Annotated in this window: 23 protein-coding genes; 8 read left to right on the forward strand and 15 right to left on the reverse strand. The window is 71.1% G+C overall.

Going from position 1 to position 24,797, the window contains the following annotated elements:
- Window positions 1-8: 8 nt before the first annotated feature.
- Window positions 9-734: a hypothetical protein gene (locus ABD466_RS19505; protein ID WP_344658526.1), complete on the reverse strand. Its 726-nt coding sequence runs from the start codon at window positions 732-734 to the stop codon at window positions 9-11.
- Window positions 731-1,255 (reverse strand): SigE family RNA polymerase sigma factor, encoded by a 525-nt coding sequence (locus ABD466_RS19510; protein ID WP_344658527.1) that lies wholly within the window; start codon window positions 1,253-1,255, stop codon window positions 731-733. The genes ABD466_RS19505 and ABD466_RS19510 overlap by 4 nt, the downstream gene beginning before the upstream one ends.
- 108 nt (window positions 1,256-1,363) lie before the next feature.
- Here ABD466_RS19510 and ABD466_RS19515 point away from each other — a divergent pair, with 108 nt between their 5' ends.
- Window positions 1,364-1,993 (forward strand): hypothetical protein, encoded by a 630-nt coding sequence (locus ABD466_RS19515; RefSeq protein WP_344658528.1) that lies wholly within the window; start codon window positions 1,364-1,366, stop codon window positions 1,991-1,993.
- A 119-nt stretch (window positions 1,994-2,112) separates the two neighbouring features.
- Here the strand turns inward: ABD466_RS19515 and ABD466_RS19520 are convergent, their stop codons facing one another.
- The 4 genes from ABD466_RS19520 to ABD466_RS19535 are packed head-to-tail and all read right to left on the reverse strand — an operon-like array spanning window position 2,113 to window position 7,500.
- On the reverse strand, window positions 2,113-4,701 hold the full coding sequence (locus tag ABD466_RS19520) for a bifunctional FO biosynthesis protein CofGH (RefSeq protein WP_425558682.1): 2,589 nt from the start codon (window positions 4,699-4,701) through the stop codon (window positions 2,113-2,115).
- A gap of 29 nt (window positions 4,702-4,730) precedes the next feature.
- Window positions 4,731-5,567 carry an LLM class F420-dependent oxidoreductase gene (locus ABD466_RS19525; protein ID WP_344658529.1) on the reverse strand — a complete coding sequence of 279 codons (837 nt, stop codon included), beginning with the start codon at window positions 5,565-5,567 and terminating at the stop codon, window positions 4,731-4,733.
- Window positions 5,568-5,581: 14 nt separating this feature from the next.
- Entirely contained in the window at window positions 5,582-6,709 is a 1,128-nt protein-coding gene (locus tag ABD466_RS19530; protein ID WP_344658530.1) for an LLM class flavin-dependent oxidoreductase, read from the reverse strand.
- Between the two features lie 38 nt (window positions 6,710-6,747).
- Window positions 6,748-7,500 carry an SDR family NAD(P)-dependent oxidoreductase gene (locus ABD466_RS19535; RefSeq protein ID WP_344658531.1) on the reverse strand — a complete coding sequence of 251 codons (753 nt, stop codon included), beginning with the start codon at window positions 7,498-7,500 and terminating at the stop codon, window positions 6,748-6,750.
- A 104-nt stretch (window positions 7,501-7,604) separates the two neighbouring features.
- On the opposite strand from ABD466_RS19535, the gene ABD466_RS19540 reads away from it, so the two are divergent.
- Window positions 7,605-8,501 (forward strand): TIGR03619 family F420-dependent LLM class oxidoreductase, encoded by an 897-nt coding sequence (locus tag ABD466_RS19540; RefSeq protein ID WP_344658532.1) that lies wholly within the window; start codon window positions 7,605-7,607, stop codon window positions 8,499-8,501.
- Here ABD466_RS19540 and ABD466_RS19545 read toward each other — a convergent pair.
- The 3 genes from ABD466_RS19545 to ABD466_RS19555 all read right to left on the reverse strand — a co-directional run bounded on the left by ABD466_RS19545 (window position 8,495) and on the right by ABD466_RS19555 (window position 11,728).
- Window positions 8,495-10,108, reverse strand: a complete 1,614-nt coding sequence (locus tag ABD466_RS19545; RefSeq protein WP_344658533.1) for an LCP family protein — start codon at window positions 10,106-10,108, stop codon at window positions 8,495-8,497. The two genes, ABD466_RS19540 and ABD466_RS19545, sit on opposite strands and share 7 nt — an antisense overlap.
- Complete coding sequence (locus ABD466_RS19550; RefSeq protein WP_344658534.1) at window positions 10,101-10,769, reverse strand: hypothetical protein; 669 nt, start codon at window positions 10,767-10,769, stop codon at window positions 10,101-10,103. Before ABD466_RS19550 ends, ABD466_RS19545 begins: the two co-directional genes overlap by 8 nt.
- Before the next feature lie 173 nt (window positions 10,770-10,942).
- On the reverse strand, window positions 10,943-11,728 hold the full coding sequence (locus ABD466_RS19555; RefSeq protein ID WP_344658535.1) for an SDR family oxidoreductase: 786 nt from the start codon (window positions 11,726-11,728) through the stop codon (window positions 10,943-10,945).
- Window positions 11,729-11,916: 188 nt separating this feature from the next.
- Here ABD466_RS19555 and ABD466_RS19560 point away from each other — a divergent pair, with 188 nt between their 5' ends.
- The 3 genes from ABD466_RS19560 (at window position 11,917) to ABD466_RS19570 (ending at window position 14,400) form a co-directional block, all read left to right on the forward strand.
- The gene (locus ABD466_RS19560) at window positions 11,917-12,303 is read left to right on the forward strand and encodes a GntR family transcriptional regulator (protein WP_344658536.1); all 387 of its coding nucleotides are present in this window, start codon (window positions 11,917-11,919) and stop codon (window positions 12,301-12,303) included.
- Between the two features lie 13 nt (window positions 12,304-12,316).
- Window positions 12,317-13,417, forward strand: coding sequence for a DUF1648 domain-containing protein (locus ABD466_RS19565; protein ID WP_344658537.1), 1,101 nt, complete (start codon window positions 12,317-12,319; stop codon window positions 13,415-13,417).
- A gap of 131 nt (window positions 13,418-13,548) precedes the next feature.
- Window positions 13,549-14,400 carry a hypothetical protein gene (locus tag ABD466_RS19570; protein WP_344658538.1) on the forward strand — a complete coding sequence of 284 codons (852 nt, stop codon included), beginning with the start codon at window positions 13,549-13,551 and terminating at the stop codon, window positions 14,398-14,400.
- Window positions 14,401-14,465: 65 nt separating this feature from the next.
- Here the strand turns inward: ABD466_RS19570 and ABD466_RS19575 are convergent, their stop codons facing one another.
- A complete protein-coding gene (locus ABD466_RS19575) occupies window positions 14,466-15,842 on the reverse strand; it encodes a YML083C domain-containing protein (protein WP_344658539.1) in 1,377 nt (458 codons plus the stop codon).
- A 71-nt stretch (window positions 15,843-15,913) separates the two neighbouring features.
- A complete protein-coding gene (locus ABD466_RS19580) occupies window positions 15,914-17,329 on the reverse strand; it encodes an NsdA family TPR-like regulatory protein (RefSeq protein ID WP_344658540.1) in 1,416 nt (471 codons plus the stop codon).
- 134 nt (window positions 17,330-17,463) lie between these two features.
- Here ABD466_RS19580 and ABD466_RS19585 point away from each other — a divergent pair, with 134 nt between their 5' ends.
- Complete coding sequence (locus ABD466_RS19585) at window positions 17,464-18,135, forward strand: bifunctional DNA primase/polymerase (RefSeq protein WP_344658541.1); 672 nt, start codon at window positions 17,464-17,466, stop codon at window positions 18,133-18,135.
- A gap of 79 nt (window positions 18,136-18,214) precedes the next feature.
- Here the strand turns inward: ABD466_RS19585 and ABD466_RS19590 are convergent, their stop codons facing one another.
- From ABD466_RS19590 to ABD466_RS19600, 3 genes are all read right to left on the reverse strand, one after another.
- A complete protein-coding gene (locus ABD466_RS19590) occupies window positions 18,215-19,321 on the reverse strand; it encodes an LPXTG cell wall anchor domain-containing protein (RefSeq protein WP_344658542.1) in 1,107 nt (368 codons plus the stop codon).
- A gap of 198 nt (window positions 19,322-19,519) precedes the next feature.
- On the reverse strand, window positions 19,520-20,206 hold the full coding sequence (locus tag ABD466_RS19595) for an iron-dependent transcriptional repressor DtxR (protein WP_425558685.1): 687 nt from the start codon (window positions 20,204-20,206) through the stop codon (window positions 19,520-19,522).
- Between the two features lie 218 nt (window positions 20,207-20,424).
- Window positions 20,425-21,426, reverse strand: a complete 1,002-nt coding sequence (locus ABD466_RS19600; RefSeq protein WP_344658544.1) for an ArsR/SmtB family transcription factor — start codon at window positions 21,424-21,426, stop codon at window positions 20,425-20,427.
- An 81-nt stretch (window positions 21,427-21,507) separates the two neighbouring features.
- Here ABD466_RS19600 and ABD466_RS19605 point away from each other — a divergent pair, with 81 nt between their 5' ends.
- Complete coding sequence (locus ABD466_RS19605) at window positions 21,508-22,773, forward strand: MFS transporter (RefSeq protein ID WP_344658545.1); 1,266 nt, start codon at window positions 21,508-21,510, stop codon at window positions 22,771-22,773.
- On the opposite strand, the gene ABD466_RS19610 is transcribed toward ABD466_RS19605, so the two are convergent.
- Window positions 22,770-23,969 carry a M48 family metallopeptidase gene (locus ABD466_RS19610; RefSeq protein ID WP_344658546.1) on the reverse strand — a complete coding sequence of 400 codons (1,200 nt, stop codon included), beginning with the start codon at window positions 23,967-23,969 and terminating at the stop codon, window positions 22,770-22,772. The two genes, ABD466_RS19605 and ABD466_RS19610, sit on opposite strands and share 4 nt — an antisense overlap.
- Before the next feature lie 155 nt (window positions 23,970-24,124).
- On the opposite strand from ABD466_RS19610, the gene ABD466_RS19615 reads away from it, so the two are divergent.
- A complete protein-coding gene (locus tag ABD466_RS19615) occupies window positions 24,125-24,793 on the forward strand; it encodes a UdgX family uracil-DNA binding protein (RefSeq protein ID WP_344658547.1) in 669 nt (222 codons plus the stop codon).
- Window positions 24,794-24,797 lie beyond the last annotated feature (4 nt).

Consider the following 24,797-nt stretch of genomic DNA (forward strand, 5'->3'; position numbering starts at 1 on the left):
GCGCGTCGTCAGGACTTCGTGGGAACGCACTTGCCGGGGCGTCCGGTGAGGACGTCCAACATCCCCAGCGACCTCTCGGGCTTGGCGGAGCCGGGCCTGACGTAGTCGATGCGGACCAGGGAGAGCACGTCCCCGGCCGGCATCTCGTCGCCGCGGATGGTGATCGTGACGCCCTCCTTCTGACGCGTGTTCGACTGGATGACGACGCGGGTCGCCTTGTGGTCGGATCCGACGCCCGGCGTGGGCGCGCACCCGGAGAAGCCGCCTTCGTCCGCGGAGACGGACACCCGCTGGACGGCGGCCGGCACTCCGGCCTTGTCGAGCGCCGCTTGGAGCTTCACGGGGTCGAAGGCATCCATGATCGCCATCGTGACCGTGCCGTCGGTCCTGGCCTCCAGGGTGAACCCGGCGTCCTGGACACTCAGCGCCTGGACTCTCGGCGCCTGGACTCTCGGCGCGGTCGGGCTGGTGGGCGGCGGGGTGGCGGCGCCGGTGCGGTCACCGGCGCCCGACCCCGGCACCAGCACACCGATCGCGGCGACCACCGCCGCCATCCCGGTTCCGACTCCGGCGGCGACGGCCCGGTGCCGGTTGCGGGTGCGGCGGCCCAGCGCGACCACGTCGGCGGCGCTGGTGGTCAGGGTGGCGCCGGCCACGGAGCGCCGCAGGCCGGCGTACAGCTCGCCGTCCTCCGGTCCGGTGCCGTCGATGGCGCTGTTGTCGTCGAGGGTCATCGCTTCACTTCCTCCTGCTCGGTGCGGTCGACGAGCTCCGCCCGCAGCGCCTTGGTCGCGCGGTGGAGGTGGGCCTGGACGGTGCCGGGGGCGACGCCGAGGGCGGCCGCCGTGGTCCGGGTGTCCAGATCGAGGAAGACGCGGAGCACCACCACCTCCCGCTGCCGGGCGGGCAGCTTGCGCAGTGCGTCGCGCAGTACGAGGTCGACGGCGGTCGAGTCGCCGTCCCCTTCGTGGGCCGCCGCCCCGGAGTCCTCGGCGACCGCCCGCGCATCCCACGCCACTTCGCGGCGTCGCCGGCGCCACCAGGAGATGTGCGTGTTCAGCGCGGTGCGCACCACCCAGGCCGCCGGCGCCGGGTGGCGGCGCACCTTGCGCCAGTGCGCCCAGGCCCGGGCGAACGCCTCGGCCGTGAGCTCCTCGGCCTGGTGGCGGTCCGGCACGGCGGCCAGGACGGCCCGGAAGCAGGGGTCGCGGTGGCGTTCGTAGAAGGCTGCGAAGTCCTCTGATCCTTGGTCCACGGTGGTTTCACGCTTTCGGGTGAAGATGCGTTTACCTCGCGCGGACGATGCGGAGGAATACGTTCATTCAGTGGCAGGTCAGGCAAAACATGGAATGATCCTGATCCCATGAGGCATGGACTTCTCCCTTCGAAGCGGCTCGGCGCGGTGGCCAGCACCCTGGTTCTCACGGTGTTCGGGTCGGCCGCCGGGGTGGCGGCCGACACCCACGGCTCCCCCGGGACGCTCACCTTCGTGGTCAAGGACGGACCGCTGGTGTTGGCGCCGGCCGCGGTGCGGGACGGCACGCCGGTCGACGGGATCCCGCCCGGGCCGATGGTCGAAGGCGGCTACCACATCCACGCGCACCTGGCGGTCTTCGTCAACGGCGTGCAAGCGTGGATCCCGGCCGGGGTCGGGGTGACCCGGCCGCTCGAGCTCGACCCGCACCGGAACGACCCGGCGATCACCGGGGCGAAGGGCTTCTACTGGCTGCACACCCACGACGAGTCCGGCGTGATCCACGCCGAGGCGCCTCAGGAGCACGCGTTCACGCTGGGGCAGTTCTTCGACATGTGGGGGCAGCCGCTGTCCCGGCAGCGGGTCGGGCCGGCGACCGGTGCCGTCAAAGTGCTCGTGGACGGCAAGCCCTTCCTTGGCGAACCGCGCACGCTGGTCCTCAGGCAGCATCAAGTGATTCAGCTGAACGTGGGGCAGGACGTGGAGTTCCAGCCCTATGACTTCCCCTCGTTCCTCTGAAGCCCGGCGAGCTCCGCGGTGAGGAAGTCGCGTTCGACGTCGTTGTCGGTGAACAGCAGAGCTTCCTCGTACCCTGATCGGCCGCACCTCCACGCCGCCGAATGGTCCGCGGAGTCTTTCTATGCCAGCGGCAGCATGGTGCGCAGCAGGCCGCGCTCGTCGGCCGCGCGGGCCGCGGCGATCCGCTCGGCCGGCACCTCGCCGTAGAGCGTGGTCCGCTGGCGCGTCGGGCGGTCCAGCGGCGCGCAGATCTCCTCCAGCTCCGCGATGCCCTTGGCCGACCCGTACTCCGAGCCGGCCATCCGCGAGATCGTCTCCTCCATGAGGGTGCCGCCCATGTCGTTCACCCCGCCGCGCAGCATGTGCCGGGAGTTCTCGACGCCGAGCTTCACCCACGAGGTCTGGATGTTCTTGATCCGGCCGTGCAGCATGATCCGCGCCATCGCGTGCACCGCGCGGTTGTCGCGCGCGGTCGGTCCGGGACGGGCGATGCCGGCCAGGTAGACCGGCGCGTTGGAGTGCACGAAGGGCAGCGGGACGAACTCGGTGAAACCGCCGGTCTCGTCCTGGATCCGGGCCAGCACCCGCAGGTGCGCGACCCAGTGCGCCGGGTTGTCGACGTGCCCGTACATCATCGTGGAGGTGGTCGGGATGCCGACCTCGTGCGCGGTCTTCACCACGTCGATCCACTGCGCGGCGGGCAGCTTGCCCTTGGTCAGCACCCAGCGCACGTCGTCGTCGAGGATCTCGGCCGCCGTGCCGGGCAGCGAGTCGACGCCGGCCTCCTTCGCCGCGGTCAGGAACTCGCGCAGCGACAGCCCGGTGCGGGCGACCCCGTTCTGCACCTCCATCGGCGAGTACGCGTGCAGGTGCAGCCCCGGCGCCCGCTTCTTGATCTCGGCGGCCAGGTCGAGGTACGCGGTCCCCGGCAGGTCCGGGTGGATGCCGCCCTGCATGCAGATCTCGGTGGCGCCGACCTCCCACGCGGCCGCGGCCCGGTCGCCGACCTCGGACACCGACAGGGTGTAGGCGTCGGCGTCGGTGCGCCGCTGGGCGAAGGCACAGAACCGGCAGCCGGTGTAGCAGACGTTGGTGAAGTTGATGTTGCGGTTGACGACGTAGGTCACCTCGTCGCCGACCGCGTCCCGCCGCAGGCCGTCGGCGAGCGCCGCCAGGGCTTCGAGCGCCGGCCCGTCGGCGTGGATCAACGCCAGCGCGTCGTCGTCGGACAGGTTCCCGGGGTCCCGTTCGGCGGCGGCGAGCGCGGCCTTCACGGCGGCGTCGATCCGCTCCGGCGCGGAGTTGCCGGCTGCGGAGTGGTCGACCGAGGTCCGCGACGCGTGCTCGCGCAGCTCCTCCCAGTCGCCGTAGACCTCGCTGAAGTCCGACCGCCGGTCTCCGGTGCGGCCCTCGGTGTCGATCGAGGCGTGCAGGTCGGTGCGGCCCGAGGAGGTGTCCCAGCCGCCGTCCGGCTCCTGCCACCGGATCCCGGTCGGGACCCGCCCCTCGACGGCCATCCCGGTCTCGGGGTCGGCCAGGGCGCGCACGTGCGGCAGCACCCGCGGGTCCAGCCACGGCTCCCCGCGCAGGATGTACTCCGGGTAGACCGTGAGCCGCTCGCGCAGCGTGAACCCGGCCTCGGCCGAACGCGCCGCCAGCTCCTCGACGGCCGGCCACGGCGCCTCGGGGTTGACGTGGTCCGCGGTGAGCGGCGACACGCCGCCCCAGTCGTCGATCCCGGCCCGCAGCATCAGCGCGTACTGCGACGCGACCAGGTTCGGCGGCGCCTGCAGCCGCACCGACGGCCCCAGGACGACGCGCGCCACGGCGATGGTCGCGGCCAGCTCCTCCAGCTCGGCGTCCGGGGCGTGCATCATCGCGGTGTCCGGCTTGGCCCGGAAGTTCTGGATGATGATCTCCTGGATCCCGCGGTACGTGCGCGAGACCTTGCGCATCGCGAAGATCGCGTCGGCGCGCTCTTCGAGCGTCTCGCCGATCCCGATCAGGATCCCGGTGGTGAACGGGACCGAGGAGCGGCCGGCGTCCTCCAGCACCCGCAGCCGCACCGCCGGCTCCTTGTCCGGGGAGCCGTAGTGCGGGCCGCCCGGCTCGGACCACAGCCGGGTCGCGGTGGTCTCCAGCATCATGCCCATAGACGGCGCCACCGGCTTGAGCCGCTGGAACTCGGGCCACGTCATCACACCCGGGTTCAGGTGCGGCAGCAGCCCGGTCTCCTCCAGCACCCGGATCGCCATGGCGCGGACGTAGTCCAGGGTGGAGTCGTAGCCGTGGGCGTCGAGCCACTCCTTGGCCTGCGGCCACCGGTCCTCGGGACGGTCGCCGAGGGTGAACAGGGCTTCCTTGCAGCCCATCGCCGCACCCTTGGCCGCGATGTCGAGCACCTCGTCCGGCGACAGGTATAGGGACTCCAGACGTCCGGGAACCGTCACGAAGGTGCAGTAGTGGCAACGGTCGCGGCACAGGCGCGTCAGCGGGATGAAGACCTTGCGCGAGTACGTCACGACACCCGGCCGCCCCGCCGCCTCCAGTCCCTGGTCCCGCAATCGCGAGGCGACGGCGGACAACGCCTCCAGGTCGTCGCCCCGGGCGGCGAGCAGGACGGACGCCTCCTCGGTGGAGAGCGCGACTCCCTCAGCCGCCCGGTGCAGGGCACGGCGCATCGCGTTGGCGGTGGGCTGCATCGTCATTCCTGTTCCTACGCGGCGGTGAAGCGGGGTTATTCCCGTTCGACATAGCGAGCGTAGTCGTCGAGCACCGGCAAGATCTTGTCCGCCGGTCCCGATGGGACGTTGAACACAATCTCCTCGATGCCGAGGTTCCGGTAATGCTCCAGCTTGCCGGGGGTGGGCTCGGTGCCGAACGGGACCACGCGCAGAGTGTCCGGGTCCCGGCCGATCTCCTCGGCGGCGGCGCGCAGCACCGGGAGCGCCTGTGTCAGGCCGCGCCCGCCGATCGGCATCCACCCGTCGGCGTAGTCCAGCACGGCGCGGAACATCTTCGGCCCGGCCGCGCCGCCGATCAGGACCGGTACCGCGCCGGCCGCGGGCTTGGGCCAGGACCAGGACGGCTCGAAGCGCACGTGCTCGCCCTGATAGGAGGCGACGTCCTCGGCCCACAGCTCGCGCATCGCCAGCACGCCTTCACGGACCATGTCGCGCCGCTCACCGAAGACGACGCCGTGGTCGGCCATCTCTTCCTTGTTCCAGCCGAAGCCCACGCCGAGGTCGAAGTTGCCGCCGGTGAGCAGGTCCAGCGTCGCGGTCTCCTTCGCCAGCAGCAGCGGATCGCGCTGGGCGACCAGGCAGATGCCGGTCCCGACCCGGATCCCGGGCGCGACGGCGGCGACCGTGGCCAGCGTGACGAACGGGTCGAGGGTCCGGGAGTAGTAGTCCGGCAGCGGCTCGCCCAACGGGGCCGGGGTGGCCCGGGAGACCGGGATGTGGGTGTGCTCGGGCGCGTAGTAGGACTGGAAGCCGCGCTCGGCGAGCGCGCGCCCGAGCTCGGCCGGACCGATGGTCTGGTCGGTCAGGAAGACCGTGACGCCGATACGCAAAGAAGACTCCTTCGTCATTTCCCGAGAGCGGCGGCCGCGCCGCGGAAGCGGGTCGTCCGGTGCACGGGGTCCTTGTCCAGCTTGGGGATGATGTGGCGGCCGAACAGCTCGATGGTCTCCAGGGTGTCCGCGAGCGAAAGTCCGATCGGCAGCCCGAAGGTGAGCTGGTCGATGCCGGTCGCCTCGTAACGCTTGACCTGGTCGAGCACCTCATCAGGATCGCCGCAGACCAGGTAGCCGTTGTGCAGGCGCCACTCGACTTCTTCGAGTGTCGGCTCGGGCAGCACGGCGGGCCACTCCGGCACCCAGTCCGGACGGGGGAAGGTGTCGTGGTACCGGAACACCAGCGACTGGAGGCGCCCCATGCCCATCCCCGCCGCGGCGGCACGGGCGCGGTGCTTGTCGGCCAGACAGACCGCTGATGAAGTGACCATCACGTTGTCGTTGACGAAAGCGCCGATCGGCTCGGCGGACGGGATCGCCTTCTTGTAGGACGCGACGGCGACCTCGGCGTCGGCCGGCGAGCCCACCGAGAAGCCCAGCACGCCCAGGCCCATGCGGGCGGACATCTCGTACGACGGTGGGTTCCCGGCGGCGTACCACATCGCCGGATGCGGCTTCTTCCACGGCTTGGGCAGCACGTTCCGTTCCGGCATCGAGAACCATGTGCCTTGGTGCGAGTACGAGTCCTGCATCCACATCTTGGGGAACTCGCGCACCACCTCAGCCCAGATCTCCTTGGTGACGGTGGTGTCCGTCAGGCCGAGGCCGAGGATCTCCCGGGAACCCGCTCCCCGGCCGGTGCCGAACTCGAACCGGCCGCCGGTCAGGTGGTCCAGGGTGGCGACCTTCTCGGCCACCTTCACCGGGTGGTTGGCCTGAGGCAGCGGGTTGAAGATGCCCGACCCGAGGTGGATCCGCTCGGTGACCGCGGCCAGATAACCGAGGAACACGTCGTTGCTGGCCAGGTGCGAGTACTCGTCGAGGAAGTGGTGCTCGGAGGCCCACAGGTACTTGAAGCCCGCCTTGTCGGCGGCCTTGGCGATCTCGATGTCGTTCAGGAGCGAGGTGTGCTCGAAGTCCGGGTCGGCGGCCAGCTTCGAGAGCGGGACGTGGCCCTGGACGAAGATGCCGAACTCCATGGCGCCTCCTGGCGTGGTGCGGGGTGCGGAACGCGGGTCTAGCCGAAGTGGACGGCGGCGAGGGCCCCGCCGTCGAGGACGAAGTCGGCGCCGGTGCAGTAGGACGAGTCGTCGCTGGTGAGGAAGAGCGCGGCCTTGGCGACCTCGGCGGCGGTGCCGACGCGTTTGAGCGGGATGCCGCCGAAGCCGGCGTCCGGATCGGCGTCCGGCGCGCTCAGCGAGGTGATCATCGGGGTGTGCACGCCGCCGGGGCAGATGCAGTTCACCCGGATGTGCGGCCCGGCCTCCAGCGCGGCGACCTTCGTCAGGCCCCGGACGGCGAACTTGGTGGAGACGTAGGAAGCCAGCCACGGCATGGCGGCGAAGCCGTCGACGCTGGCGGTGTTCACGACGGTGCCGGCACCCGCCGCGCGGATGCGGGGCAGGCACGCCCGCAGGCCCAGGAAGACCCCGACCTGGTTCACCATGACCACCTTCAGGTACTCCTCGGCGGTGGTCTGCTCGATCGGGTTGAAGCGCAGGATGCCGGCGTTGTTGATCAGGCCGTCCAGCTTGCCGAACTCGGCGACGGCGAAGTCCGCGGCGGCGTCCCACTGCGCCTCCTCCGTGACGTCGAGGTGGACGTACCTCGCCGCGTCGCCGAGCTGCTTCGCCACCGCCTCGCCGAGGTCGTCCAGGACGTCGGCGAGCACCACCTCCGCCCCCTCGGACACGAACAGCCGCGCCTCCTCCGCGCCCTGGCCGCGGGCCGCCCCCGTGATCATCACCACCCGCCCGTCCAGCTTGCCCATCGGCGTCCCCTGTCTCCCTCGGCCGTCCGGCCGCTCTCGCGCTTGACATCTGACTAGGTGTCAGATTGATTCCTCCCAAGCGAAAAGTGAAGGGGAGGCGGCCCATGAAGTTCTGGCTTTCGCCGGCGTTCTGCGACACCGCGCACTTCACCGGCCTGGCGCGGGCCGCGGAGGAGCACGGCTACGAGGGGATCGCGATCCCCGACCACCTCTTCCATCCGGTCGAGCTGTCTTCCCCCTACCCGTACACGCCCGACGGATCCCGCTACTGGACGAAGGACACGCACTGGCCGGAGCCGTGGGTGGCGATCGCGGCGATGGCCGCGGTGACCGAGCGGCTGCGCTTCACCACGAACATCTACGTGGCGCCGGCGCGGGATCTGCTGACGGTCGCCAACCAGCTGGCCACGGCCGCGTACATCTCCCAGGCCGCGCCGGACGGCCACCACCGGGTCGCCCTGGGCGTCGGGCCGGGGTGGAGCAAGGACGAGTTCACCGCGACGGGCCAGCCGTGGGCCAAGCGCGGCGCGCGGCTGGACGAGATGCTGGACGCCCTGCGCCGGTTGTGGACCGGCGAGGTCGTGGAGGTCTCAGGCCCGCACTACACGCTGCCGCCGTGCTCGATCACGCCGACGCCGAACGACCCGATCCCGGTGTACGTCGGCGGGATCTCCGACATCGCCATCCGGCGCGCGGCCCGCAACGACGGCTGGATCGGGATCTACCACTCGGTCGACGAGGCGAAGTCGATCATGGACCGGCTGCGCGCGGCCCGCGAGCAGGCCGGGACGCTGGACCGGCCGTTCCGCACGATGCTCGCGGTCCTGGCCGAGCCGACGCCGGAGCTGTGCGCCCAGCTGGAGGAGTGGGGCGTCACCGACCTGCTGAACGCGCCGTGGATGGCGGACATCAAGAACATGCAGGCTCCGGGGCCGTCCCTGGCGGAGATGACGGACGCGCTGGCGGCGTTCGCGGAGCGGTACGTGAAGGTCGCTCAGTAGACACAGGGGATCCCGTTCTGGGAGCTCATGTCCAGTGCTCCGCCACTGTTGATGCCGTCGGCGGAATCGCTCGAGGACGACGAGGACGCGGGCTTGTCCGGCGGAAGCTTGTAGTCGTAGCCGAGGACGACGACGATGCCGTCCGCCGGAAGGGACTTGTCGGCGGTCGGCGCCGTCTTGGTGCCGAGCGTGGACTGGATCTGCTTGGCCAGATCGGCGGCGCCGGCACCGTAACGGATCGTGGTGTGGGCGACGTTGTTGCCGCCGTCGCCGGTCTTGGCGACGGCGATGCCCTCGTTGAAGAGGACGCCCGAGACCTTGAGAGCCAGGCCGGTCGTCTTCGTGCCGTTGTCCACGGTGACGGTCGCCTTCGGCGCGGGCGCGGAGGTGGACGGGGCCGGAGGGGTCGACGGCGCCGTCGTCGACGCCGTCGTCGGCGGCGGGGCCACGGCGGCGTCGTTGGCGAAGGCGTCCGTGACGATCTTCTTGATGAGCTCCGGGTCGACCAGGTTCACCGAGGTCAGGGTCTTGCTGCCCGGTGCGTCCGGGACGTCCGCGTTGCCTTTGATCGGCAACGTGTAGAACGTCGCGTTGCCGCCGGTGAGGTTCGAAGCCTGCTGCGCGAAGTCCAGGACGCTCCAGCCGTTGTCGATCACGATGTCCTTTTTCACGACGTTGAACAGGCTCTGCATGGAGCCGATGTCGCCGAGCACGCCCTTCTGCCGCAGCGTGTGGGTCACCGAAGCCAGGAACGCCTGCTGGCGGTGCGTCCGGTCGAGGTCGCTGTTGGGCAGGTGGTACCGCTGGCGGACGAACTGCAGGGCGGTGGCGGCGTCGATGGTGGAGATCCCGGCCGGGAGCTTCAGGCCGGTGCCGGCGTGGTTCTCGATCGGGTCGTCGGCCGGCGCCTTGAGACAGACCTGGATCGTGCCGATCGCCTTCACCACGTCGTAGAAGCCGACGAGGTTGACCTCCGCGAGGTGGTCGACGTGGACGCCGGTCAGCTTCTGCACGGCGCGCAGCGTCGCCTCCCGGCCCACCTCGCGACTCTCGGCCTCGATCTTGGCCTTGTCCTTCAGTCCGCCGGCGACCAGCTTGTTCTCCGCGAACGTCTTGGCGTCGCCGTAGGCCTCCTTGATCTTGCCCTGCCCCATGTCGGGGACCTGGATGCGGCCGAGCCCGGGCACGTCCGCGGCACCGCCGGGGCGCTCGACGTAGTCGTCGCGAGGGATCGAGTAGGCGGTGACGCGGCCGCCGTTGGCGGGGATGTGCATGAGGATCAGGACATTGGTGTTGTAGTAGCCGATGCCCGAGGACCCCGCGTGCAGCGCCTCCTCGACGAACTGGGTCGGCAGGTCGTTGCCGTCCATGTCCTTGCGTGAGTCCAGGCCTATCAGCAGGAGGTTGACATCGTTGCCGAGGTGCGGCGCCACATAGCCGTCGTCACCCGCCTTGACCTCCTGGATCGAGTTCGAGGTGTGGACGCCGTCGGTGAGCTGCTTGTTCTCGAACCAGACGAAGCCGGTCGCGGCGACGACGGCGAGGCCGAGGAAGGAGGCGAGGACGCGGCCCGCGAGGAGACCCGGGGCAGTACGGCGGTCACGCACGGCGGGCTCCACGGGGGTGGTGGGTACGGGGGCGGGCGCGCACGGCCGCGACTGCGGCGACCAGGCCCATCGCGGCGAGGGCGATGAGGATGACGGGGAAGACGTGGGTCGTGGCGTGGACCAGGCCGACGGCTTTCGCCTTGGCGTCGGCGTAGGGCGGGTCGTGCCAGAGGAGCTCGGCGCCCGCGGCGACGAGCCAGGCGAACGGAGGCAGGGCCGGGATCACCCACCAGCGGCCGTTCGGCGTGGCCGCCGCGGTGGCGAGCGCCGCCCCGGCGATGGTGAGGAGGGCGAAGAGGGGACCGTGGTAGCCGCCGAGGACCTTGCCGAGGAGGGCGCCGAGGACCGGGCCCGCGATGAGAGCGGTGAGCGGGAGCCAGCGCGGGGCGTGGGGCAGGAGTGCGGCGCCTATGGCGCTGCGGGCGTCGGTGCTGCGGACATCGGTGCTGCGGACACGGGTGGCTCCGCTGCGCGGGCCTCGGATCTCATCAGCTCGACCGCGATCGGGCCTGCCGCGATCGGGCCTGCCGCGATCGGCATAGCCGCCTCCGTCCGCACGGCTTTCGGCATCTTCGGCTCGGATGGCACCGAGTCGGGTGCCGCTGCGTGACATGGCGCGATGACCGCCGGGACTCACCGACGGAGTGCGGGCTGAGGACATGCTGGAATCCTCTGCCGGGCATGCGACCGGCCGATCCGGGCGAGGTCACAGCGGCGCTACAGGGCATCGGCTCTCAGCGCCCGCGGTTCCGGCTTCTCGACCAGCGACTTTCCAAGCACGAGTGGGCTGCGGCGTCACAAGACCGCCACAGCCCGCTCTCCTCTGGAACCGCTTCAGCGCATGAAGTCCCCGGCGTTGACGGCCAGCGACTGCCCCGTGATGCCGCCCGCGTACGGCGAGACCATGAACACGGCGGCGTTGGCGACGTCGCCGTCCGTCGCCATCTCCGGCAGCGCCATCCGCGACGTGATGGGCGCGAGAGCCTGCTCCTCCGAGATCTTCTGGCTGGCGGCGGTCCACGCCACGTAGCCCTGCACCATCGGCCCCCACATCCACGACGGCACGACCGCGTTCACCCGGATCCGTCGCGGCCCCAACTCCTTGGCCATCCCGTAGGTCGCCGACAGCAGCGCCCCCTTCGACGCGGCGTAAGCGGCCTGCTTCACCTCAGTCGCCGGCAACCACATCGACTGCGACAGGATGTGCACGATCCCGGTCGTCGTCCCGCTCTCCCGCGCCAGATGCGGAATCGCCGCCTTGCTCAACTGCAGCGTCCCGACGACGTTGACCTCATACGTCTTCCGCCAGTCCTCGAAATCCGCATCGGCCACCCCGCCGAACACCTGGTCCTGCGCGGCGACGTTCACCAACCCGTCGAGCGCCCCGAACCGCCCCACCGCGAGCTCCACCAGATTCCGGCACGCCTCCCCCGACGTGATGTCGGTGACCGCCCACGCCACCCGCCCCTCGTCGAACTCGGCAGCGGCCTTCACCAGGTTCTTCTCCGTCCGGGCCCCCATCACCACATTGGCGCCCTGCACATAGGCGGCCTGCGCGACCTCCCGCCCAAGCCCCTCCCCGACCCCTGACACGATCACCGTCTTGCCCTGCAGCAACATCGTGGACCCTTCCGTCCGCCGGGTGGCGAAAGTGGTATCTGATGGTGCGTCAGATTAGGCCGCGGGCGCCGAATTGGCCAGGGGCGACGGTCGCCCCCGCGATTCTCGCGCTCGCCACCGACACACTCGACGCGCTTGACGACTCCATTGTTCTAGTTGTTCTATAGCAACAGAGCGAAGGAGGCCGCATGCTCCTCACCGTCGAGCCGGACGGCGACGATCCGATCTACCAGCAGCTGCGCGACCAGATCGTGGTCGCGATCGCCGCCGGGGAGCTCGCTCCCGGGGACGTGTTGCCCACCACGCGGCAGTTGGCCGCGGATCTCGGCATCAACATGCACACCGTGAACAAGGCCTACGACCGGTTGCGGGCCGAGGGGCTGGTGCGGCTCGGGCGGCGGACCGGGGCGGTGGTCGTGCGGGGGCCGGGGGACGGGCCTGCGGTCGCTGAGGACGTCGCCGACTGGGAGCGGCGAGCGCGGACTTTGCTCGCGGAGGCGTTCGTGAAGGGGATGCCGCCGCCGGAGGTGCTGGAGCGCTGCCAGGCCCTGTTGGACGAGTTCTCAAGTCGTTGAACGGATGACTCCGATGCGAAGTTCTTCATCTCTGCCCGTGGTGGTGCCGATCGTGCTCATCGGGGGCCTGACCCTGCTCACACCGCTGATGACGCCCCGGACCGTGCAGTTCGGGGTGCGGATTCCCGCGGAGCGGGCCGGGGATCCGGCGGTGGCCGGGGCGCGCCGGGGGTACCGGCTCGGGATCGTCGCCGTGACCGTGGTGGCGGTGCTGGCCGCGCAGTTCGTCGCCACCGGAACCGTCGCGCGGCTCTCCGGGGTGGCGATCGAGGTGGCCGGGACGTTCGCGGTCTACCTCGTCGCGCGGGCCCACGTCGCCGCGGCCAAGCACGAAGGCCGGTGGTTCGAGGGCCTCAAGCAGGTCGCGGTCGCCGATACGGCGCTGCGCACCCGGCCCGACCGCTTCCCGTGGGAGTGGGGCCTGCCGGCCGCGGTGATCGTCGTCGCCACCGTCGTCTTCGGCACGATCCGCTACCCGCACATGCCCGACCGGCTGGTGACGCACTACGACTTCTCCGGCCACCCGACCTCGTTCACCGACAAGACCTTCGTCTCCGCCTTCGCCCCGGTCGGCGTGCAGATCGCGATCAGCGCCCTGATCGTGGTCCTGACCCGCGTCACCGTCCGCGGCAAGGCGACCCTGGACGTGCAGGACCCGCAGGCCGCCGCCCGCCACCGCCGCTTCGTCGCGGTCATGGCCCGCTGCCTCCTCCTCTTCGCCGCCGCGATCAGCCTGACGCTGGCCCTCGCCGCGCTGACCATGTGGGACGTCATCGGCAGCACCGGCTGGTCCCTCGCCCTGCTGGTGGCCCCGGTCGCGCTCGCGACGATCGGCCTGGTCGCGGTCTTCGTCCGCGTGGGCCAGGGCGGCTCGCGCCTCCACCTCGACGAGACGGAGCACGCGGGCGCGGCCGCCCCCTCCGGCACCGTCAACCGCGACGACGACAGCCTCTGGAAGGCCGGCGTGTTCTACTTCAACCGCGACGATCCCGCGGTCTGGATCCAGAAGCGCTTCGGCGTCGGCTGGACCGTCAACTGGGCCCGCCCCGCGGCCCTGGCCTTCCTCGGCGGCCTCGCCGCCGTCGCGATACTCGTCCCGCTGCTCATCAAGTAAGGACTCGGCGACGATCAGCTTCCTCGCTGAGCGTACTTCCCGCGCGTGCAGTCACCGGAGAGGAGGTATGGCCACCCTTCGCGAATCTGACGTATCGTCAGATCACGCGGAAGCCCAGACCTGGAGGCGCCATGTCGGAGAAGCAGGAGCACCCGAAGCGGGAGCCGAGTCTCTACACGAGACTCGCGAGCGAAGGCCCGTACGGCCCGGGCATCGGATCGGCGCTGATCACCATGGTCGAGCCCCACCCGGGCCACGAGCACGCCTACAACCGCTGGTACGAAGACGACCACTACATTTCCGGCGCCATGTCCATGCCGTGGATGTTCGCCGGGCGCCGCTGGGTAGCCCCGCGTTCCCTCCAGCTCCTGCGCTACCCGGAGGAATCCGCTGTCGCCAAGCCGGTCACGGCGGGCGCCTACATCACCGTGTACTGGATCAACGAGGGACGCTACCAGGACCACATGGACTGGACGGTGGCGATCAACCGGCGGCTGTACCCCGACGGGCGCGTGTTCCAGGAGCGGACGCACGTCTTCACGTCGTTCCAGAACTACCTCGGCGTCGTCTACCGCGACGGGGATCGCGGCCCGCGCGACATCCACGCCCTGAACCACCTCTACGCGGGGCTCGTCGTCGAGGTCTACGATGCCTCCGCCGACCAGGATCCGGCCGCGCTGGCCGCGTGGCTGACGGAGAAACACCTTCCGGCCAAGCTGGAGGGGTCGCCGATCGCGCTGGCGACGGTGTTCGAGCCGATGCCGTTGCCCGGGAACACGCCGACGTACGTCAAGCCGGTCGAGGGTGTCGGGAAGCGGATCACCGTGCTCTATTTCCTCGAAGCCGATCCGGCCGGTTGCTGGGAGCTGTTCACCGGCGACGGGGCCGCGGCCGGCGCGTCGGGGCTCGGGCGGCTGGAGTTCGCAGCACCCTTCATCCCCACGGTGCCCGGTACTGACGAATACGTCGACGAGCTCCGCTAGCGGGACGGCCGGACCTCCTGCCGCCGGACGGCGAAGCCGCCGTCCGGCTCACACGCCGACACGTCCTACAGGTCGTTGATCCCGATCGGCTGCACCCCGAACTGGGTCGCGAACGCGTTCCAGTCCTTGACCGCCTCGGCCTTGGCCGAACCGGCCTTGCCGCCGGCGCTGTTGGCCTTGGCGAGGCTGTCGTTCGCGCCCGGCTTGCCGGTGCAGCTGAGGTTGTCGTTGGCCCAGGCGACGTAGTCGTTCTCGGACTCGGCGGACAGCTGCCACGCGTTGATCAGGTCCTGGGCCAGCTTCGGCCCGCCCGGCAGCTTGTCGACCGCCTGGCCCTTCACCGCGTCGGCCTGGCCCTGGCGCTTGGCGGCGACGTCCTGGAACGTCTGCTTGCTCTCGGCCATGTTCTTGCACTGCTGCACCGCGCTCACCGCGCCGTTGGCCTGGCTGCGCAGTTCCTTGCTCTGGGCGATGATCGTGTAGATCGCGTCCGCCTGCTTCTTCGCTTCGGGGTCCACCCCGGGCGGCGCGGAGACGCTGCTGCTGGACGCGGCGGGCGTGTCAGGGGTCGTGGACTTCTTGCCGCTGCCGTTCTTCGCCTTGTCGCCCCCGCCGGAGAACGCCACCGCGGCCACGACGATCAGCACCACGAACACGCCGATCGCCACCAGGATCGTGGTGTTCGCCTGGCGCTTGCCCGGCGCGGTGGCCAGCAGCAGGTCGGGCTCACCGGGGGCGCCGCCGTACGACGGGGACGGGACGCGCGGTATCGCCTGAGTGTGCTGCTCGGGACCGGCCCCGGGCGGATAGCCCTGCGCTTGCCCCTGTGCCTGGTACCCACCGGCTTCGTAGGCGCGGCTCGGCAGTCCCTGCTGCGGATAGCCGATCTGGTCCTGTGTCGGCGGCTGGTACGCCGGAAGCTGATGGCCGGTGGCGCCCGCAGGGGGCAGGGCCTGCGTCGGCTGCGGACCGCCCATGGGGCCGTAGCCGTTGCCGGCTCCATAGCCCTGCTTGGCACCGTAGCCGTCGTTGCCATCGGGGGTGCTCGCACGCGGCTGCGGACGCGCCCCGCCGTTCTGCGGGTAACCCGGCGCTCCGGACAGCGAGACGCCGATGGGTCCCTGGCCCGGCATCAACGAGCGACGGTCGTCCTCCGGGGCGTCCCGGAAGAGGTGGTCGAACTCGTTGGGGATGCCGCCCTGGACCTGCTGCGTGGGCAACTGCTGGCCGGGAAGGCGCCACGAGAAGCCGGAAGACTCCGGGATCTCGCCGCCCGGGTAGCCGTCACCCTGGGGACCGGCGTGGGAGACGGCCTGTTCAGGCGCCTCGACGGGGGCGAATTGCGCGATGTGCGGCTTTTCCGCCCCGGCGGTCGCGGCGTCCTCCGACGGCGGCACGGCGCCCCCGGTGGTCGACTCGCTCTCGTGAAACGTCTCATCCATAGGCGGTGCCGAGCCTACCTGATCGGACATGCGACGAATCACATCAGTGGCAGAGCTGTGACCCTGGGCGTTCACGCGTTGATCGGTTCACCGGGCCGCCGCAACGCCACCAAGCTGCGGAACTCCCGGGCCGCCGCCACGGTGCTGTAGGGGTCCAGCCGCCGCTCGAAATCATGCAGTGCCTCGATCGTCCGCGCCGACCGCGCCCGTCCCGACAGCTTCACCGCCTCGGTCGCCGCCGCGCACCCCGCCTCCACGTCACCGCCCTGCACCCGGGCCGACGCCAGGGTGAAGAGGTTCAGCACCCGCCGCCGCGTCTTGTCCGCACCGAACCCGGCCAGCGCGACCGCCGCCTGCTCGGCCGCCTGGCGCGGCTGCTCCAGATCGCGGTAGCAGGCCGCGGCGGCGTCGGCGATGTAGTGGTGGTCGAAGTAGGAGGACCAGACCGGGGCGTCGCCGTCGCTGCGCTCCAGCTCGTCGCTCGCCCGCCCCAGCGCCTGCTCGGCGGCGCGCCGATCACGCATCGCAGCGTGCCCGCGCGCCTCCGCACAGTAGAACTCGGCGAGCACATGGGGCGAGGCCGTACCCCGCGACCCCTCGTCGGCGGACCGCGCCAACTGCACCGTCTCCCGCGGAGCGCCCAGCGAATTCGCGAGGTGACTCATCGCGGACAGGATGTGACCGCCGTGCGCGCGGTCGTCCGCCGCCTGCGACAACCGCAGCGCCTGGATGTAGTAACGCTGGGCGAGGCCCAAGCGACCGGTGTCACACGCGAGGTACCCGGCCAGTTCGGTGAGGGCGGCGGCCGCCGCGAACAACTGCCGGCCGACCTTCTCCGGATAGACGCCCCGCAACAGCTCCGCGACCACTCCGTCCAGATAGCGCACCGCGAGCACCCGCACATGCCCGCCCCCGAAACGGTGGTCGAGGGTGCGGAACGCGTCAGTCGTCGCGCGCACCGCGGCGACGTCGGAGAAACCGACCCGCAGCGGCGCGTGCCCGTTCTTGGCTCCGGCCGCGGCCGCACCACGCGCCACCACGGGGTCCTCGGTCATGATGAGCCAGTCCCGGCTGGGCCCCACCATCGCCGCGACCGCGAACGACGCCGCCCGCAGCTGCTCGCGCCCGGCCGCGTCGGCCCGCCAGAGCCCGGCGGCGACCGTCACCGCCTCCTCCGGGTCGGCGGCCAGTCCCAGGGCCGGCGACGAGGCCCCGTCCCGGTCGTCGACCATCCCGATCTCTTCGACGGTGACCGGCCGCCCGAGCTTGCGCCCCAGCGCCTCGGCGATCAGGGCCGGCGTGGTGGCCCGCGGCTGCTGCCCCCGCAGCCACCGCGCCACCGAGGTCTTGTCATAGCGCAGATCCAGGCCCAGCTCTGCCCCCGCCAGGTTGACCCGGCGGGCCAGCCCGGCATTGGAGCAGCCGGCCTCAGCGATCAGCTCCGCGAGTCTCCGGTTCGGTTCCCGCGGGCCATGGGGCGGCTCCATAACCACGGTCTTACCCGGGAGGCTAATCGGACGAACCCTGATGCACCGCGCGAAATATCAGACCTCTTGCACATTCGGGCAATCAGGTGACATGCGACCCGTAACCAGACTCCTGTCACTCGCGTTATGGGCACATGACTGTGCTGTCTCTGCCGGACGGCGACCTCGCCGCCCCCGCCCCCGACCCCGCAGACGGCGACCATCTGGGCTTGAAGGCGGCCGCCCTGGCCTACATCGAGGAGCGGCACTGGGACATCCTGCCGGGCGCCTCGGTCATCCGCGCCGACGGCGGCTGGCGCTGTTCCTGCAACAACTCCGCGTGCGCCGCCCTCGGCTCGCACCCGGCGCACCGGGACTGGCAGAAGCAGATCACGGCCCAGCCCTCACGGGTCCACGGCTGGTGGCAGGACCACCCGGAGGCCGGCATCCTGCTCCCCACCGGCCGCACCTTCGACGTGATCGACGTCCCGGAGCAGGCCGGCTGTCTGGCGCTGGCCCGCCTCGAGCGCTCCGGAGCGGCCCTGGGCCCGGTGGCGGCCACGCCCACCCGGCGTCTGTACTTCTTCGTCCTCCCCGGCGCCAAGCTCAAGATCCCGGAGATGCTCATGCGCGCCGGCTGGGGCCGCGCCTCACTCGACCTGGTCTGCCACGGCGACAAGGACTACGTCGTGGCGCCACCCTCGCGCATGGGCTCGGGCGGCCAGGTGCAGTGGGCCCGTCCGCCGGGGGAGTCGAACCGGTGGCTGCCCGAGGCCGCGGAACTGATCCCGACGCTCGCCTACGCCTGCGGGCGCGAGCGGTACTAGCAAGGAGTCGCGCCTGGCAAGAAGTCGCGGTCACCGAACCATGTCGGTGACCGCGACCCACGGAGAAGGGTTCGAAACCCTAATCCTCCGGCGGCGCTCCCGCCGACTTCCGCTTCAGATAGACGAGCAGTCCTGCGCCGCCGAGCACGAGCACGGCCGCGATCCCGGCGATCGGCAGCAGCGATCCGCTGGCGCCGGTCGCCGCCAGCGCCTTGTCGCCGTTCCCCGCCGCGTTCCCGGGCGAGGTCGCCCCTCCGGCGGACCCGTTCGCGGTACCCGTCGTCACCGAGGTACCCCCGACGGCGGTCGTCGTCGGCGTCCCGGCGGCGGGCCCGGTGCCGGAGCCGGTGGCCCCCGTGGTCGCGCCGCTCCCCACCGCCGCCGCGCCCGGCATCGTGCAGGCCGCCGAGGCCAGCACGATCGCACCGCTCACCTTCGCCAGCCCCACCGCGTCGACCGTGATCCGGGCCTCCACGGCGGCCGACGCGCCCTTCGTGTCGGTCGTCGAGACCGGCGACAGGTGCACGTCCAGCTTCGCGACCCCGATGTCCAGCGGGATGTCGCCGCTGAGCGGCACCGGGATCTGGCGCCCCAGGAGCACGATCGTGGTCGGCAGCTTCGCCGAGGCGCTGGGCTTCTGCCCGGGCTGGCAGGTGGCCTGCGCCGAGACCGCGTCGATCTTCAGGATCCCGTTGTCCGCGCTCGCCCCGGGCAGTTGCAGCAGCGGCAGGAACAGCCGCAGATTGGCCACCGTCGCGTAGGCCTGCGAGTAGCCGCCGGGGCCGTTGACGACCCGCGCCGTGCCCGAGACCGCGTCGGCCTTCAGCAGATCGGCTTCCGGACCGGGCAGGTGCAGCTCGTCGATCAGGTTGTCGCGCAGCCGCAGCACCGAGTTGGTGAAGTTCGCGGAGTCGCCGCTCGCGTTCGGCGCGCTGGCCTCGCCCAGGGAGAGGTTCGCCAGAGGGATGTCGAGTCCGTCGGGCCCGCCGAGACGCAGGGCGCCGAGGACGCCGTTCAGCAGCTGGACGTCGAGGTCGACCTTGCCGGCGACCGCGGTCGCGGTCCCGGACGTCGTCGGATCGGCGGCGTGCGCGGGGAGCCCGGCGCCCAGGGCGGCGGCCGTCACGGCGACGCCGGCGGCGAGAGAAGTGAGCCGACGGCGCCGATGCGTGCGTGGAGAAGGCATCGACCCGCCTAAGTCGGCATCCGCAGCGGATATCGAGGACATAGTGGCGAACCCCCAAGACTCTTGGACAGCCTCGCCATTCTTGCTTACCAACGGCGATCTGACTATCACAAAGCGTGGATTCACCCACTCAGGGGATCTGGGCTCGAATTTCCCCTGTAGTCCGACCCGGTTCCGGCTAAGCTCCGCCCACCGCTCTCAGGCGGCCCGTACCGTCACGAAGACGTGCCCGGCCAGATCCAGGTCCAGCTCCGCGGTCTCGCCCACCGAACCCAGCAGCACACCGCCGGGCGAGACGGTCGCGCGCACCGTCTGCCCCGGCTGCACCCCGGCCCGCCGCAGCCGCAGCATCAGCTGCGGGTCGGTCTGCAGCGGCTCGCCGAGACGGCGCACCACCAGGTTCTGCGCGGTCCCGGCACGGCCGCCGCGCTCGACGACGTCCCGCAGGTTCGCCACGTCTCCGTCCAGGAACGCCTCCTGCTCCCCGGCCGAAGCGTCCAGCTCCGACAGCCCCGGGATCGGGTTCCCGTACGGGGACTCGGTCGGGTGGTCCAGCAGCTCCAGCAGCCGGCGCTCCACCGCCTCGCTGATCACGTGCTCCCAGCGGCAGGCCTCGACGTGGACGTCCTCCCACTCCAGGCCGATGACGTCGGTCAGCAGCCGCTCGGCCAGCCGGTGCTTGCGCATCACGCGGGTGGCCTGCTCGCGCCCGGCCTCGGTGAGCTCCAGGTGCCGGTCGCCCTCGACGGTCAGCAGCCCGTCGCGCTCCATCCGGGCCACGGTCTGGCTCACCGTGGGGCCGCTCTGCCCGAGCCGCTCGGCGATCCGCGCCCGCAGCGGGACGATGCCCTCCTCCACCAGCTCGTAAATAGTCCGCAGGTACATCTCGGTGGTGTCGATGAGGTCGCTGCTCACGTTCTCCGTCCCTTCCTGCGGGCCCGACGGCCGCCGTCCTCGGTGCTAAGCCGCCGGTTCTCGCAGCCGGTACGCACAGCGGTGCTTCATTCTTGCGCATTCCCCCGACAGGGGTGGGCACTGTCCACGCGTTTTCTCGCGGCCGCCACCGACCGCCACCACCGGCTGACCTGACGCTTCACCCGGAGTCAGCGCAGAAGCGCGTCGGCGCGCTCGGTCCGCAGGTGCAGCACCGCCCGTCCGTCCCGCCGGGTCGCCACCAACCCCGCTCCGCGCAGCACCCCGAGATGCTGGGACACGGCTCCGGCGGTGACCCCCAGACGCCCCGCCAGCTGCGCGGTCGTCCCCGGCTCCGCGAGCTGGACTAGCAGCTCAGCCCGGGTGCGGCCGATCAGCGCGGACAGCGCGTCGGGCGCCGGCCGCCGCGTCTCCCACACCGTCCCCACCGCCCGCGCCGGGTAGTGCAGGATGCCGGCGTTGGTCGGCTTGGTGGCCACGCACTTGTCGGGCCAGCAGAACACCCCCGGCGACAGCACCAGGGCCCGGCCGTCCAGCACCACTTCCTTGGCGTCTTCCTCGGCGTCCGGCGACCACGACGACCTCCTGCTCCCGGGCTCGCTCAGCCGCAGCTCCCCGTCGGACCAGCGCACCTCGGCGTGCAGGTCGTCGAAGACCGCCGCGACGCCGGAGTCGGCCAGCACCCGGGCCCGGTACGCGATGTCCGCCTCCAGCACGCCGAGGATGCGCGGCCAGTGGGGCGCGACGAGCACGTCGAACACCCGGTGCAGGACGTCGGCGATCCGGGCCAGGCCGGCTTCCGGGTCGTCGTAGAACGCGCGCTGGAACCGGTCCCTCGGCGGCTCGTTGTTGTCGAAGTAGCCCCGCACCCGCGCCGGATCGGCGGTGCGGATGGCCTCCAGCTCGTCCTCCAGGGCCGGCATGCGCACGTCGGGCACCGGCACCAGCACGCCCGGCCGGGGGTTGCGCTCGATGAAGCCGGCGAGGATCTCCGTGCCCGGCACCTGGTCCAGGAGCGGACGCGCCCACCGCACCCAGGGCATGTGGACGGCGTGACGGCCGGGGACGTGCAGGACGTCGACCGCCTGCAGGGCCTCGTAGACCGGGGAGATGGCGAAGCGGACGCGGGCCATCTCGGTGCCGGCGATCGGTATGCGGATCGGACGCACCACGATCGTTCCCCCTTCGCCCCGGCGGATTTAGCCAGGAGTAAATCGTAGCTTCGGCGGGGGACGATCTTTGAATCTTTCCGCATGACTTCTGTGTCCTTACGCCCCTCCGCACCGCCCCCGTCCCGGCAGGCGGACGCGCGGCCCGCCACCGGCAAGCTCGGCCGTGACTGGCACCTGCTGTTCACCGCGGGCGCGATCTCCGTGCTCGGCGACGGCGTCTTCGTCGCCGCGCTGCCGTTGCTCGCCGCCGGGTACACCCGAGATCCACGCCTCATATCCGGGCTCACGGTCGCGGGCACGCTGCCGTGGCTGGTGTTCTCCCTGCAGGCCGGCGCGATCGCGGACCGTTCAGAGAGCCGGAAGCTGTCGATCCACGCGCAGGGCTGGCAGCTGCTGTGCGTGGTCTTCGTCGGCCTGCTGGCACTGGACCGCGGCGCCGGATGGGGACTCGGGGCCCTGTACGCGTCGGCGTTCGGCCTGGGGATGGCGGCCGTGCTGGCGAAGAGCGCTTCGCAGCCGTTGATGACGTCGGTGGTCCCGCGCGAGCACTTGGTCTCGGCGAACGGCCGTCTGTTCACGGCGCAGTCCATCGCGAAGGACTTCGCCGGACCCGCTCTGGGCGCGGTCCTGTTCGCCCTCGCCCCGACGCTCCCGTTCTGGGTCGACGCCGCCACGTTCGCCGTCTCGATGCTGCTCATCGCACGCCTGCCCGGGCCGGCGACGTCACCGGCCGGCACGGTCCCGGCCGCGGACGCGCCGCGCCGCCGCCTGCGCGCCGACGTCGCGGAAGGCCTGACCTGGCTGCGGCGCCACCGCCTGCTCCGCACGACGACGATGCTGTCGGCGGTCGCGAACTTCGCGAACACGATGGGCTACGCGACGCTGGTGTTGTACGTCGGCACCCATCGCTACGGCCTGCTGCTGAGCATCGCGGCGATCGGCGGGATCGTGGGCGGTCTGACCAGCCGGCGTGCCGTGGCCCGCCTCGGCGGCCACACCGTGGTGCGCCTGACGACGTCGGTGACACCGCTGGCCGGCCTCGGGATCGGCCTGTTCGGCCCGAACCCAGTCATCGTGGCGGTCCTGCTCGGTGTCGGCAGCATGAGCGCCTCACTGTGGAACGTGGCCGTGGTGTCGCAGCGCCAGCGCCTGGTGCCCAAGCACCTGCTGGCCCGCGTGTCGAGCGCCGGAATCATGGTGGTGTGGGGCATGCAGCCGCTGGGCGCGCTGGCCGGCGGGCTGATCGCCGGGTGGTACGGGCTGGCGACGCCGTGGGTGGTCGGGGGAGTGCTGCGGTTGGCGGCCTCCGTGTTGGCGATTCGGCCCCTGAGGGAATGGCAGGACTAGCGGATCAGGCGGTGGCCAGCCTCCACGATGAAGGGGTTCAGTTCACGATCGACTGCTTCCCACTCTTCGTCGGAGACAGTCACCGTCGCTTCGTAGTGAGGCCGCTCTTTAAGGAGTCGCCTACGCAGGTAGTGGGCGGGATGTGAAGCGTCGACCCTTGTGCCGCGGAACACCGAGACCCGCTCCTGGCGGGCGTACTCGTGCTCGGGGATGGTGGCCACGTAGTCACGCAGTCCGTCCCAGAACGCCGCGCCTTCCTCCAGCGGAACCGGCTTCCGTGACGCCTTGCGGGCGGCCTTCACCCGGGCCAAGTGCGAGGCCACCGTCATGTGGACGTCCAGTTTGCTGATCAGCCGCACCGCCGAGTCGGTGGACGCGGTCCGGGCCGCGATCTCGTCGGCGAGGAACTCGGCGCGCAGCGACACGTGGACCTGGATCCAGCCGTACAGCAGATCAAGCGATGTCATCAGGATGTAGAACGGGAACAGGACCACGGGCACGAGCAACTGCGCGAGCCCCGCCGGTCCGGACATGGCCCGCGTGCCGCCGGAGCTGGGGTAAAGCAGGACGCGCCATTCCCTCAGGCTGTGTCGCGCGGTGGCGACGAGCACACCCCGCGCGGCGTCGCCGTTGACGTGGTGGCCGAGTTCGTGGCCGAGCAGGGCCAGGCGTTCGTCGTGCTCCAGGACCTGCCACAGCGGGGCGCCGAGGGTCAGGACCGGCTCGTGCCGCAGCCCGAGCCGCTGGGTGCTCGCGTTGAAGCCGGTGTCCACCCGCACAGCACTCGGGGTCGGGGCGCCGATCGCGCCGCCGACGCGGTCCAGCACGGCGAACAGCCGGGGCAGGTCCTCGCGCCGCTGCCAGCCGGCCCCGGGCTTCCGTCCGAGGCGGGGGCGGAGCTGCCACACCACGCCGAAGCCGAGCAGCGCGACGATCCAGAGCACCCAGACGCCGTCGAACAGCAGCAGCACCGAGCCGACGAGGACGGCGACGGTGAGCGCGTGGACGCCGATGCCGAAAAGGAGCGCGGACAACCGGGCCAGGCCGCCGGGCCTGAGGTCTTCGGCCTGGGCCAAGCGCCGTTCCAGGGTCTCGGCGCGACGCCGCCCCGCTTCCCGGCGACGGCGGGCGAGCCGCTTCTCGGCATCGAGTCTCTTCAGTTCCTCCGGCCCGATGAGTCCGTGGTCACCGGGCATGCACCAGGGCGCGAACCTGGCGTCGAACTCCCCCGACCAACCGCACTGCGGACAGGTGAACTGAACAGTTTCTGAGGATCCTGTCAGTGCCACCGCGTAATAATGGGGCCTGGTTCAGCCGGGCAACACCCACCGGAAATCAAGGAACGATAACGATGTCGCTGCCGATTCCACGCGGGGTCTCGATCGACGCACTGCGCACCGCCTCGCTGTCCTGCCAGGGGTGCGAACTGCACCAGGCGCAGCCCGGTTCGCTGAGCGGCCCGACGCAGACCGTGTTCTCCAAGGGGAACCCGGCCGCGCGCGTGGTGTTCGTCGGGGAACAGCCCGGGGACATGGAGGACCGCGCGGGGGTGCCGTTCGTCGGACCCGCCGGGCAGCTCTTCGACCGGGCGATGGCCGAGGCCGGGATCGACCCGCGGCAGGCATACGTCACCAACAGCGTGAAGCACTTCCGTTTCCTGCAGGACCGGCCGAACGGCCGCCGGATCCACAAGACGCCGGACGCCACGCACGTCGAGGCGTGCAAGCCGTGGCTGCGCGCGGAGCTGACCATAGTGGACCCCGAGGTGATCGTGGCCTTGGGCGCCACCGCCGGGCGGGCGCTGGTCGGGCCGCAGTTCCGGGTGACGCGGGACCGCGGCAAAGTGATGCCGTGGCCGCCGAGCGGCGACGCCGGTTTCGGGTCCGACCCGTCGCGACGGCGCGCGGTGTCGTTGGTCGCGACGTCGCACCCGTCCGCAGTGCTGCGCGCGGACAACCAAGAGGCCGCTTACAAGGAATTGGTGGCGGATCTGCAGTTGGTCGCACGCCTGTTGGCTTAAGAGT

Origin of the sequence: Catenulispora subtropica (genome assembly GCF_039531675.1) — a bacterium.
GTDB classification, from domain to species: domain Bacteria; phylum Actinomycetota; class Actinomycetes; order Streptomycetales; family Catenulisporaceae; genus Catenulispora; species Catenulispora subtropica.

Coding starts and splice junctions, on each gene's coding strand:
- ABD466_RS19515 (WP_344658528.1), top strand. CDS start 1,364: ATGAGGCATGGACTTCTCCCTTCGAAGCGGCTCGGCGCGGTGGCCAGC.
- ABD466_RS19505 (WP_344658526.1), bottom strand. CDS start 734: ATGACCCTCGACGACAACAGCGCCATCGACGGCACCGGACCGGAGGAC.
- ABD466_RS19530 (WP_344658530.1), bottom strand. CDS start 6,709: ATGGAGTTCGGCATCTTCGTCCAGGGCCACGTCCCGCTCTCGAAGCTG.
- ABD466_RS19570 (WP_344658538.1), top strand. CDS start 13,549: ATGTCGGAGAAGCAGGAGCACCCGAAGCGGGAGCCGAGTCTCTACACG.
- ABD466_RS19565 (WP_344658537.1), top strand. CDS start 12,317: ATGCGAAGTTCTTCATCTCTGCCCGTGGTGGTGCCGATCGTGCTCATC.
- ABD466_RS19595 (WP_425558685.1), bottom strand. CDS start 20,206: ATGTACCTGCGGACTATTTACGAGCTGGTGGAGGAGGGCATCGTCCCG.
- ABD466_RS19560 (WP_344658536.1), top strand. CDS start 11,917: ATGCTCCTCACCGTCGAGCCGGACGGCGACGATCCGATCTACCAGCAG.
- ABD466_RS19585 (WP_344658541.1), top strand. CDS start 17,464: ATGACTGTGCTGTCTCTGCCGGACGGCGACCTCGCCGCCCCCGCCCCC.
- ABD466_RS19540 (WP_344658532.1), top strand. CDS start 7,605: ATGAAGTTCTGGCTTTCGCCGGCGTTCTGCGACACCGCGCACTTCACC.
- ABD466_RS19610 (WP_344658546.1), bottom strand. CDS start 23,969: ATGCCCGGTGACCACGGACTCATCGGGCCGGAGGAACTGAAGAGACTC.
- ABD466_RS19550 (WP_344658534.1), bottom strand. CDS start 10,769: ATGTCCTCAGCCCGCACTCCGTCGGTGAGTCCCGGCGGTCATCGCGCC.
- ABD466_RS19535 (WP_344658531.1), bottom strand. CDS start 7,500: ATGGGCAAGCTGGACGGGCGGGTGGTGATGATCACGGGGGCGGCCCGC.
- ABD466_RS19605 (WP_344658545.1), top strand. CDS start 21,508: ATGACTTCTGTGTCCTTACGCCCCTCCGCACCGCCCCCGTCCCGGCAG.
- ABD466_RS19615 (WP_344658547.1), top strand. CDS start 24,125: ATGTCGCTGCCGATTCCACGCGGGGTCTCGATCGACGCACTGCGCACC.
- ABD466_RS19575 (WP_344658539.1), bottom strand. CDS start 15,842: ATGGATGAGACGTTTCACGAGAGCGAGTCGACCACCGGGGGCGCCGTG.
- ABD466_RS19590 (WP_344658542.1), bottom strand. CDS start 19,321: ATGCCTTCTCCACGCACGCATCGGCGCCGTCGGCTCACTTCTCTCGCC.
- ABD466_RS19555 (WP_344658535.1), bottom strand. CDS start 11,728: ATGTTGCTGCAGGGCAAGACGGTGATCGTGTCAGGGGTCGGGGAGGGG.
- ABD466_RS19520 (WP_425558682.1), bottom strand. CDS start 4,701: ATGACGATGCAGCCCACCGCCAACGCGATGCGCCGTGCCCTGCACCGG.
- ABD466_RS19580 (WP_344658540.1), bottom strand. CDS start 17,329: ATGGAGCCGCCCCATGGCCCGCGGGAACCGAACCGGAGACTCGCGGAG.